Genomic DNA, 10,198 nt, shown 5'->3' on the forward strand with positions numbered 1-10,198 from the left:
CAGGCGGGCGATCGCCGCCTTGGCGTCCTTGATGTCCTGCTTGCGGCGCTCCTCCTGGCGCTTGTCGTGCAGCTTGCGGCCCTTGCCCAGGCCGATGGTGAGCTTGATCCAGGAGCCCTTGAGGTGCAGGTTCAGCGGGATCAGGGTGAGGCCCTTCTGCTCCAGGGCCACGCGCAGCTTCTCGATCTCGCGGCCGTGTGCCAGGAGCTTGCGCACCCGCAGGGGCTCGTGGTTGAAGTAGGCGCCGGCGTGGCTGTGGGGCGAGATGTGCACGTTGTGGAGCTGCAGCTCGCCCTTGCGGATCAGGCAGAAGCCGTCGCGCAGGTTGCACTGGCCGGCCCGGATCGACTTCACCTCCGTGCCCCGCAGCTCGATGCCGCACTCCAGGGTTTCGAGGATTTCGTATTGATGGCGCGCGAAACGGTTGTCGGCCAGCAGCTTGTTGGCGGCATCGCGCTGGGCCCTGGCGCTCGTCTTGCCTCCGCCCTTTGCCATCGCCGCTCCGCCCATCCGCCCAGAATCTTCCGACCCTAGGGATCCCCCGGTACCGTCAGCCCATGGCGATTGTCTCCTCGGGATCCGCTGCGCCCCGCGGCCGCGCCGCCGCTGACGGCGACCGCGATCGCCAGGGGGCCGGGTTGGCGGCTTCAGAGCGGCTGGTGGACCCCCAGGCCACGGCCGAGGAGGCCCCCGAGGCGCCGATCCTGCGGGAGGACAGCCTGCGGCCGCGGCGGCTGGCGGACTACATCGGCCAGAGCGAGCTCAAGCAGGTGCTCGGCATCGCCGTGGAGGCCACCCGCGCCCGCGGCGAGGCGCTCGACCATGTGCTGCTCTACGGCCCGCCGGGCCTGGGCAAGACCACCATGGCCCTGGTGCTGGCCGAGGAATTGGGTGTGCGCTGCCGCATCACCAGCGCCCCGGCCCTGGAGCGCCCCCGCGACATCGTGGGCCTGCTGGTGAACCTCCAGCCGCATGAGCTGCTGTTCATCGACGAGATCCACCGGCTGAACCGGGTGGCCGAGGAGATCCTCTACCCGGCGATGGAGGACTTCCGCCTCGATCTCACCGTGGGCAAGGGCACCACCGCCCGAACCCGCAGCCTGCCGATCGCCCCCTTCACCCTGGTGGGGGCCACCACCCGCGCCGGCTCGCTCAGCTCGCCGCTGCGGGATCGCTTCGGGCTGATCCAGCGGCTGGAGTTCTACAACCTGCCCGACCTGCAGGCGATTGTGCAGCGGGCCGCCGCCCTGCTGCAGGTGGAGCTCGACGGCGCCGCCGCCCTGGAAGTCGCCCGCCGCTGCCGCGGCACGCCCCGCATCGCCAACCGGCTGCTGCGGCGGGTGCGCGATGTGGCCGCCGTGCATGGCCATGGCTCCGTCAGCGCCGAGCTGGTGCACGAGGCCCTGAGCCTGCACCGGGTGGATGGCCGAGGCCTCGATGCCAGTGACCGGCGCCTGCTCAGCCTGCTGCTGGAGGGCTACGGCGGTGGCCCGGTGGGGCTCGACACCCTGGCCGCCGGCCTGGGCGAGGACCCGGCCACTCTGGAGGCAGTGGTGGAGCCGTTCCTGCTGCAGCAGGGCCTGTTGCAGCGCACGCCCCGGGGCCGGATGATCACCGACGCCGGCCGGGCCCACCTGGAGGCGGCGTGAGCAGACTGCCGCTCGGCCCAGGGCGGCTCTCCCCGCTGGGGCGCCTGGCGAGTGTGCTGCTCGGGTGGGCACTGGGGATTGTGCTGGCGTTGGGGCCTGCCGTGACGGCGCTGGCCGCCACACCCAGTGCCGCCCCGGCCCGGGCAGCGGCCCCGGCCACCAGTCCCAGTTCCGAACCCCTGTCCCAGCTGTTTGATCGCGCCCTGCGGGCCAGCCGCGACGGCCGCTTCGGCGATGCCCTGCCCCTCTGGGATCAGGTGATCGCCCGCGCCCCCGAGGATGCCGCCGCCTGGAGCAACCGCGGCAACGTGCGCCTGGCCCTCGGCGACCCCCAGGCCGCCATCGCCGACCAGGGCCGGGCCATGGAGCTGGATCCCGCCAGCGCCGACCCCCACCTCAACCGCGGTACCGCCGAGGAGTCGCTGGGGCTGTGGCAGGCCGCGGCGGCGGACTACCGCTGGATCCTGGAGCGGGATGCGCAGGCGGGTCGCCCGCCCGATGCCTCGGCCCTCTACAACCTGGGCAATGTGCAGGGATCCCTCGGCGACTGGCAGGCCGCCCGCTCCAGCTTCACGGCGGCGGCCGAGGCTCGCCCGGGCTTCGCCATGGCCCGCTCCAGCGCCGCCCTGGCCGCCTTCCAGTTGGGCGAGCTGGAGGAGGCCGAGCGGCAGCTGCGCAATCTGATCCGCCGCTACCCCCTGTTTGCCGATGCCCGCGCCGGCCTGACGGCCCTGCTCTGGCGCCGCGCCGCCGGTGGCGAGGCCGAGAGCCACTGGGCCGCCGCCTCCGGCCTCGATCCTCGGTATCGGCAGCCAGAATGGCTGCTTGAGAGTCGGCGCTGGCCCCCTGAGCCGGTGCGGGCCCTCGAGGATTTCCTCGCCCTGGCCAGCCGATGACCCCCGCCGCCCAGGCCACAGCCCCCAGCCCCGCCGTAACGGACCCCGAGAGCCCCTGGCAGCGTCACGGCCTGGCGGCTGCCCTGGCGGCGGCCCTGCCGGAACTGATCGCCCTGCGGCGCCATATCCACGCCCATCCGGAGCTGAGCGGCAACGAACACCAGACCGCCGCCCTGGTGGCCGGCGAGCTGCGGGGCCTGGGCTGGCGCGTGAGCGAGGGGGTGGGCCGCACCGGCGTGCTGGCCGAACTGGGCCCAGAGGGTCCGGCGGTGCCGCTGGTGGCCCTGCGGGTGGACATGGACGCTCTTCCGGTGGAGGAGCGCAGCGGCGTGTCCTTTGCCTCCGTGCACCAGGGCTTGATGCACGCCTGCGGCCACGACATCCACACCGCGGTGGGGCTGGGGGTGGCGCGTCTGCTGGCGCCCCTGGCCGACCAGCTCACGGCCCGGGTCCGGCTGCTGGTGCAGCCGGCGGAGGAGACGGCCCAGGGGGCCGCGTGGATGCTGGCGGATGGCGCCATGGATGGGGTGGAGGCCCTGTTCGGGGTTCACGTGTTCCCGAGCCTGCCGGTGGGCAGCATCGGCGTGCGCTGCGGCAGCCTCACGGCGGCGGCTGGGGAGTTGGAGGTGGAGGTGCTGGGCGAGGGCGGCCATGGCGCCCGGCCCCACCAGAGCACCGACGCGATCTGGATCGCGGCGCGGGTGGTGAGCGGGCTGCAGGAGGCGATCAGCCGACGGCTCGATGCCCTGCATCCGGTGGTGGTGAGCTTCGGGCGGATCGAAGGCGGCAAGGCCTTCAACGTGATCGCCGACCACGTGCGCCTGCTCGGCACCGTTCGCTGCCTGGACCTGGACCTGCACGCCCAGCTGCCCGGCTGGATCGAGGAGACGGTGCAGGCCCTGTGCGCCGGCCATGGCGGCGAGGCCCGGGTGCGCTACCGCTGCATCTCGCCGCCGGTGCACAACGATCCGGCCCTCACCGAGCTGGTGGCCGACGCCGGAGTGGAGCTGCTGGGCCGCGCCAACGTGCGTTGGCTGGAGCAGCCCTCCCTGGGTGCGGAAGACTTCGCCGAGCTGCAGCGCGATACGCCGGGCACGATGTTTCGCCTGGGGGTGGCGGGCCCGGCGGGCTGCACGCCCCTGCACAGCAACAGCTTTGCCCCCCACGAGGACTGTCTGGCCGTGGGCGTGCAGGTGCTGACCCTCAGCCTGCTGCGCTGGATCGAAGCCCGCGCCGGTCAGGCCGGTGGCGCCACCGCCCGCCCGTGAAGCGCGCCCTGCTGGCGCTCTCGTCGCCGCTGTTGATCCTGCTGGCGCTGCTGGCCCTGCTCTCGCGCCAGGGGTCCGACCGGTTCCAGGCCCTGCCGGCGCTGCTGGTGGGCGGCGGCCTGCTCACCTACAGCGGCCTGACCTGGCGCCGCCGCCGCCGCGCCCTGCTGGAGGCCCTGCGGGAGCGTCAGCCTGAGCCGGCGGCCGGAGCGTGCGAGCCGTCCCCCTGAGCTGTCCCCCTAGCGTGACGTTCCCTGCCGCTGGGACTGATGGATCTGGAACAGCTGCGCGCGGAGATCGCCTCCGGCGACCCGTCCCGCTCGATGCCGGCCCTGGCCCGCCTGCGCGAGGCTACGGCCGAGCAGGCTGAGCCGCTGCTGCTGCTGGGCCTGCAGCAGAACCCCTTCCTGGTGCGCTCGCTGAGCTGCGCCGGCCTGGGCATGAAGCCCACCCCCGCCGGCTGGGAGGCGCTGGTGGCGGCCCTCGAGACCGATGAGGACTCCAACGTGCGCGCCGAGGCGGCCAATGCCCTGGTGAGCCATTCGCTCGAGCGGGCCTGGCCGCTGCTGCGGCTGGCCTTCGCTCGCGACGACCAGTGGCTGGTGCGCTGCAGCATCCTCTCGGCCATGGCCGAGCACCCGGCGATGGCCGCGGCGGATCTGCTGGAGCTGGCCCGGCTGGCCCTGGGGGATGCCGATGGCACGGTGCGGGTGGGCGGCGCCGAGATCCTGGGCCGACTGGTGCGCGAAGGCGGCAGTGACTCTGCCGGTGCCAGCGCGGCGGCGGCCGAAGCCCGCGCCGAGCTGGTGCGGCTCCAGCACGACAGTGACCACCGGGTGGTGGCCGCGGCCCTCAACGGCCTGCAGGGCTGAGCGGACCCGGCGGCCGGCACCATTACGGCCTTGCTAGGTTTCCAAAGTCACTAGGGGTGCCCCTCTCGCGGGGCTGAGATCACACCCTCCGAACCTGATCCGGGTCATGCCGGCGCAGGGAAGTGAGAACGAACTCCAGCTGCGCCCCGAAGCTGGCGGTATCCCCGTCAGTCCTCCCTTTCGCCGTAGCCCGTCATGCGTAGCGCCTGGATCGAGAAGCGCAAAGGCCAAGCCAATGTGTCGCAGCTGCACTACGCCCGCCAGGGCGTGGTGACCGAGGAGATGGCCTTCGTGGCCAAACGGGAGAACCTGCCCGAATCCCTGGTGATGGAGGAGGTGGCCCGTGGCCGGATGATCATCCCCGCCAACATCAACCACCCCAACCTCGAGCCGATGGCGATCGGCATCGCCAGCAGGTGCAAGGTGAACGCCAACATCGGCGCCTCCCCCAATGCCAGCGATGTGAGCGAAGAGCTCAAGAAGCTGGAGCTGGCGGTGAAGTATGGCGCCGACACGGTGATGGACCTCTCCACCGGCGGCGTCAATCTCGATGATGTGCGCACGGCCATCATCAACGCCTCACCGGTTCCCATCGGCACGGTGCCCGTCTATCAGGCCCTGGAGAGCGTGCACGGCTCGATCGAGAAGCTCTCGGAAGACGACTTTCTGCACATCATCGAGAAGCACTGCCAGCAGGGTGTCGATTACCAGACCATCCACGCCGGCCTGCTGATCGAGCACCTGCCCAAGGTGAAGGGCCGCCTCACCGGCATCGTGAGCCGTGGCGGCGGCATTCTGGCCCAGTGGATGCTCTACCACCACAAGCAGAACCCTCTCTTCACCCGCTTCGACGACATCTGCGAGATCTTCAAGCGCTACGACTGCACGTTCTCCCTGGGTGATTCGCTGCGTCCGGGCTGCCTGCACGACGCCTCCGACGAGGCCCAGCTGGCCGAGCTCAAGACCCTGGGTGAACTCACCCGCCGCGCCTGGAAGCACGACGTGCAGGTGATGGTGGAGGGTCCGGGCCACGTGCCGATGGATCAGATCGAGTTCAACGTGAAGAAGCAGATGGAGGAGTGCAGCGAGGCACCCTTCTACGTGCTTGGCCCGCTGGTGACAGATATCGCCCCCGGCTACGACCACATCACCAGCGCCATCGGTGCGGCGATGGCCGGCTGGTATGGCACGGCGATGCTCTGCTATGTGACCCCCAAGGAGCACCTGGGCCTGCCCAACCCGGAGGACGTGCGCAACGGCCTGATCGCCTACAAGATCGCCGCCCACGCCGCCGACATCGCCCGTCACCGCCCAGGTGCCCGCGACCGGGACGACGAACTGAGCCGCGCCCGCTACGCCTTCGACTGGAACAGGCAGTTCGATCTCTCGCTGGATCCGGAGCGGGCCCGCGAGTATCACGACGAGACCCTGCCGGCCGACATCTATAAGCAGGCCGAGTTCTGCTCGATGTGCGGCCCCAAGCACTGCCCGATGCAGACCAAGATCACCGACGAGGACCTGGCGGGTCTGGAGCAGGTGCTCGCGGAGCAGCAACAGGCTGGGGAGCCGGTGGGCGTCTGAGTTGGCTGCCCAGCCCACGGCCCAGCAGGTGATCGACTGGCTGGGCCTGGAGCCGCACCGCACCTGCGGTCTGGTGGCCCAGAGCTTCGTCTCTGAGGCCATACCAGGCGGTGCCCTGTACTTTCTGGCCAGTCCGGAGCGGGGGATCCAGCTGCATCGGATCCCCCAGGATCAGGTGTACCACCACTACCTGGGCGATCCGCTCGAGGTGCTGCTGGTGTCCCCGGAGGGTGAGGGGTCATGGCATCGGGTGGGAAGTGATCTGGCGGCAGGGGAACGTCCCCAGCTGACCATCGCGGGCGGCAGCTTCCATGCCGGCCGGGTGGCCGCCGCCGGGGGCTTCGGCTTTGCCCTGCTGGGGACGTCGGTCTGGGGTCGGGTGGAGCCCGGGCAGGTGGAGCGGATGGCGTTCCCAGCCCTGGCGGAAGCATTCCCCGCAGCGCAGGAGCTGATCCGGCGGTTCTCCTCCTGCTGATCCAGGCTGACCCCGCCGCCGCCGCCGCCGCCGCCGCCGGGTGCCTGAGCCCTCAGCCCCCCAGCAACTCCCGCACCTGCTGCGCCGCCGCCAGACCCGCCTCGATGGCGCCCTCGAAGTAGCCGGGCCAGCGGCTGGCGGCCTCGGTGCCGGCCCATACGACCCGGACGTGGGGTCCCTGCGCTGCCGGCCCGTAGGTGGTGAGGGCTCCGGGAGCCGGGAAGCTGGTGAAGGCGCCGCCGGTCCAGGTCTCGGCGTTCCAGTTGTGCAGCACCAGTTCCTCCGGCTCGGCCGCCTGGGGGCCCCACCAGCGGGCCAGATCGTCCAGCACCGCCTGCCGGCGCTGCGGCTCCGGCAGCCGCTGCCAGCGCACGGCCCGCTCGCCGGCGATGAAGCCCGCCAGCAGGCCTGGTCCGCCCGGGGGTGTGCTGTCGACCGTGAGCTCCAGGGTGGGCAGGTTGCCGATGCCGAGGCCGTTCAGGCCCCGCTCCCGCCAGAATGGCTGTGGGTAGAGGGCGAGCACCTTCACCATCGAGCCCATCGCCGAGCGCTGCAGCAGGCCGCTGCAGTCGGGCGGCAGGGCCGGACTGAAGCGGATCCCCAGCCGCAGGGGCGGCGGGATGGCCACCACCGCTGCGGCCGCCGTGACCACCTCCCCCGCGCTGTGGCTCACCCGCACACCGCCACCGTCCTGTTCGATCGCCCCCACCGGCGCCCGCAGCCGCAGCACGTCCGCCAGCTCGGCGGCCAGCCGGGCCGCCAGCTGGGCGGCGCCCCCTTCCACCAGCCAGGCTTCCGGGGTCTCGTGCTGGGGGGCTGTGGCCTGGGTCCAGGCCAGATGCAGGATCGAGCTCTCGTGGGGCTCGATCCCCCCGGATCCGCCCATGCGCGTGAGCCAGGCGAAGGGGTAGCGGGCCAGCTCCCCGGCCGACTGCTGCTCGAGCCAGCCCGCGATGCTGATCCGATCGAGGGCCTCGGCCTCCGGCGCGGTCCAGGGCGCGGCGGGCGGCACCCGCTCCACCAGCTCCAGGAACGTGCGTTGCAGGGCCAGCGTGTCGTGCAGCTCGGCGGGCGGCAGGTTCAGCTCCTCCGGTCGGAAGAACAGCAGGCTGGAGGGGTAATGGTGCTCCACGCCGGCCCGGTGCGGCACGCCGTTCCAGTGGAAGATGCCCTCGCCGTCGTAGTGGGTGGGGTAGAGGCGAAGGCCGAACTCCTCCAGCAGGCCGATCAGGCGGTGGTGGGTGGTCCCCACCCACTGGCCGCCCAGATCCACCCGCAGGCCCGAGGCGGTGGTGTGGCCGTGCATGCGCCCGCCCCAGCGCTCACGCGCCTCCAGTAGCTGCACGGCCAGGCCCTGCCGCCGCAGCTCGCGGGCGCAGATCAGGCCGGAGAGGCCGGCGCCCACCACCACCACGTCCACGTCAGCCTCCGGGGTCGCCACTGGCTCAGCGATGGGGAAAGCCTGCCATGGGAACAAGGTCTGTGTGTTCTGTCGTGAGGCTTTGCAGGGGCTGCGCTGTTTGGCTTGCTTCATCGGATCCGCTGAAGATCACGCCGAGGGTTTTGCCCTGGCTGGAACTTCTTGCGCTCCAAGGGATGTGGATGTATTGCTGAGCGATGGCGCTGTTCTTATGCTGACTGGAAGTGGCCAGCTGGGTGGTTCATGGAATAAGCCAATGACAAGTTAGCCAAAGCCGTAGCCTCAAATGTCACTCCCAAAGTTCGTTCTCTACGTTGACTCCCAGTTCCTAAGCCCCTATGCACTCTCAGTCTTTGTAGCTCTACAGGAAAAGGAGCTGCCGTTCGACATCGCGACTGTGGATCTCGCCGCCAAGGCCAACCACGAACCACCCTTCGTTGCCACGTCGCTCACGCGCCGCGTGCCCACCTTGGTGCACAACGACTTCTCGCTATCTGAGTCCTCAGCCATCGCGGAGTATCTCAATGATCTCTGGCTTGGTACACCGCTCTACCCGATAGAGCCACAGAGTCGAGCGAGAGCGCGTCAAGTTCAGGCCTGGCTTCGCAGCGACCTTCTGCCCCTTAGGCAAGAGCGCTCCACGGAAGTTGTGTTCTACGGTCCAACCAGTGCGCCACTCACGGCTGAGGGGCAGGCGTCCGTTCAGAAACTGTTCGCTGCCGCAGAGGCGCTACTCCCTGCCAATTCTGAGAATCTGTTCGGTGAATGGTATATCGCTGACGTAGACCTTGCGCTAATGCTTAATCGTCTTGTCTTCAACGGTGATCCCGTGCCAGAACGCTTGGCTGCCTATGCAACAGGTCAATGGCTGCGGCCGTCCGTCCAGTTGTGGGTACATCAACAGCGTCCGCCCCTGTGAGTGCAGGGGCCAACAAGTCCGTCAACGCGAAGCCAGACTACTGCGCATTTGGGTTCCCTGCGCTGAGCTCCGGTGCCCCTTACGTTCAACGTTAGCCCGATGGAGGAACAAGTGGGCCCATTTATTCGCATCGCATCTGACAAGTTTCCGATTCTTCCTGGCGAGGCCGATGAACTCGTCAACGAAGGAATGTATGGGAAAGCACTCGCAGAGTATCTCATCGATAAGATTCGAGAGAGAGGATACGAGTCGTCGGGCTGCTGCTGCGAGGACTGGGGGTGGTGGATTGGCTTGCCTGGGTTCTCGTTTCTTTTCGGAATATGCATCTATGGCCGAAAAGGTGACAGCTGCGACCTTGATCTATACGTCACGGATGGTGCCGCTCAAGGTCGGCGCTGGAGTTGGCAGAAGTTTCGGTTCATCGATAACGGAGCCCACTCAGCGGCAACCAAGTTGCACAGAGACCTAATCGCGATCTTTGATGCCGATCCTGAGGTGCGTGTCCTGGCAATTGACTTGGATTCACCGTTCGCAGACTAAGCCTCGATCGGCACTACTGGTTAACAACAGCATGCGGTGGACAGCGCTGCCGCCACCGCTGATCCTGAGCGTTGGGCGCCGCAAACACCGCTGCCCCTTCTCTCTCATTGCAATGAACAACAACCACGAAGAAGGTGTCTGCCTTTGTGGCTCCACCCGATATGGGGTATTCAGCGAGTCCGGGAAGCCTCATCCATGTTCATGCGAAAGCTGAAGAAGCATTCGGGTTCTCTAATGCTTATGCGGGTGGTTTTCCCGGCGGAGAGCGTTGAGTTGGTCGCTCCCGGTGGCAAGCCGTCAACCGGACTCTCTTCTTCGTGCTCCAGCCGAGTATCTGCAGTTCTTGCGTTAGCACCATTGGCGCAACTGAGGACGAGCTCATCCCCGCAATGGCTACAGGTGCTCTGGATAGGCCGCACCTGAAAGCATCCGTCCCAACGTATCACTCCTACGTTTCGCGCCGCCCGCGATGGCGGCACGTGGCTGGCGTCCCCTTCAGTGGTGTAATTCCCCCGGCACTCCCACCCCGGCGTAGCTGGGGTGGGCCGCGCACCTCAGGCGATCGGCTCCACAGCTGA

At 69.0% G+C, this 10,198-nt stretch carries 10 protein-coding genes and 1 riboswitch; of the genes, 8 read left to right on the forward strand and 2 right to left on the reverse strand.

Annotated elements, in window-relative coordinates:
* On the reverse strand, positions 1 to 495 hold a 495-nt coding region (gene smpB / locus CJZ98_RS16375; protein ID WP_094592197.1), incomplete at its 3' end, for an SsrA-binding protein SmpB.
* Between the two features lie 62 nt (positions 496 to 557).
* Between smpB and ruvB the strand changes: the two genes are divergently transcribed.
* The 7 genes from ruvB to CJZ98_RS16410 all read left to right on the forward strand — a co-directional run bounded on the left by ruvB (position 558) and on the right by CJZ98_RS16410 (position 6,741).
* Positions 558 to 1,649 carry a Holliday junction branch migration DNA helicase RuvB gene (gene ruvB / locus CJZ98_RS16380; protein ID WP_094592189.1) on the forward strand — a complete coding sequence of 364 codons (1,092 nt, stop codon included), beginning with the start codon at positions 558 to 560 and terminating at the stop codon, positions 1,647 to 1,649.
* A gap of 101 nt (positions 1,650 to 1,750) precedes the next feature.
* The gene (locus CJZ98_RS16385) at positions 1,751 to 2,545 is read left to right on the forward strand and encodes a tetratricopeptide repeat protein (RefSeq protein ID WP_094592198.1); all 795 of its coding nucleotides are present in this window, start codon (positions 1,751 to 1,753) and stop codon (positions 2,543 to 2,545) included.
* A complete protein-coding gene (locus CJZ98_RS16390; RefSeq protein ID WP_094592190.1) occupies positions 2,542 to 3,813 on the forward strand; it encodes an amidohydrolase in 1,272 nt (423 codons plus the stop codon). The genes CJZ98_RS16385 and CJZ98_RS16390 overlap by 4 nt, the downstream gene beginning before the upstream one ends.
* Positions 3,810 to 4,043, forward strand: a complete 234-nt coding sequence (locus CJZ98_RS18540) for a DUF3188 domain-containing protein (RefSeq protein WP_157911050.1) — start codon at positions 3,810 to 3,812, stop codon at positions 4,041 to 4,043. The genes CJZ98_RS16390 and CJZ98_RS18540 overlap by 4 nt, the downstream gene beginning before the upstream one ends.
* Before the next feature lie 39 nt (positions 4,044 to 4,082).
* Entirely contained in the window at positions 4,083 to 4,685 is a 603-nt protein-coding gene (locus CJZ98_RS16400) for a HEAT repeat domain-containing protein (protein ID WP_094592192.1), read from the forward strand.
* A 42-nt stretch (positions 4,686 to 4,727) separates the two neighbouring features.
* A riboswitch (TPP riboswitch) is annotated at positions 4,728 to 4,823 on the forward strand.
* Between the two features lie 57 nt (positions 4,824 to 4,880).
* A complete protein-coding gene (thiC, locus tag CJZ98_RS16405) occupies positions 4,881 to 6,266 on the forward strand; it encodes a phosphomethylpyrimidine synthase ThiC (RefSeq protein ID WP_094592193.1) in 1,386 nt (461 codons plus the stop codon).
* A gap of 1 nt (position 6,267) precedes the next feature.
* Positions 6,268 to 6,741, forward strand: coding sequence for a cupin domain-containing protein (locus CJZ98_RS16410; RefSeq protein WP_094592194.1), 474 nt, complete (start codon positions 6,268 to 6,270; stop codon positions 6,739 to 6,741).
* Positions 6,742 to 6,793: 52 nt separating this feature from the next.
* Here the strand turns inward: CJZ98_RS16410 and CJZ98_RS16415 are convergent, their stop codons facing one another.
* Positions 6,794 to 8,182, reverse strand: a complete 1,389-nt coding sequence (locus tag CJZ98_RS16415) for a flavin monoamine oxidase family protein (RefSeq protein WP_157911051.1) — start codon at positions 8,180 to 8,182, stop codon at positions 6,794 to 6,796.
* 265 nt (positions 8,183 to 8,447) lie between these two features.
* On the opposite strand from CJZ98_RS16415, the gene yfcF reads away from it, so the two are divergent.
* Positions 8,448 to 9,080, forward strand: coding sequence for a glutathione transferase (gene yfcF, locus CJZ98_RS16420; protein WP_094592196.1), 633 nt, complete (start codon positions 8,448 to 8,450; stop codon positions 9,078 to 9,080).
* Positions 9,081 to 10,198: the final 1,118 nt, after the last annotated feature.

The organism is Vulcanococcus limneticus LL (assembly GCF_002252705.1).
GTDB lineage: Bacteria > Cyanobacteriota > Cyanobacteriia > PCC-6307 > Cyanobiaceae > Vulcanococcus > Vulcanococcus limneticus.

What these genes read in the sequence shown, in the direction of transcription:
- ruvB (WP_094592189.1), top strand. Translation starts at nt 558, where the DNA reads ATGGCGATTGTCTCCTCGGGATCCGCTGCGCCCCGCGGCCGCGCCGCC.
- CJZ98_RS16390 (WP_094592190.1), top strand. Translation starts at nt 2,542, where the DNA reads ATGACCCCCGCCGCCCAGGCCACAGCCCCCAGCCCCGCCGTAACGGAC.
- CJZ98_RS16400 (WP_094592192.1), top strand. Translation starts at nt 4,083, where the DNA reads ATGGATCTGGAACAGCTGCGCGCGGAGATCGCCTCCGGCGACCCGTCC.
- thiC (WP_094592193.1), top strand. Translation starts at nt 4,881, where the DNA reads ATGCGTAGCGCCTGGATCGAGAAGCGCAAAGGCCAAGCCAATGTGTCG.
- yfcF (WP_094592196.1), top strand. Translation starts at nt 8,448, where the DNA reads ATGTCACTCCCAAAGTTCGTTCTCTACGTTGACTCCCAGTTCCTAAGC.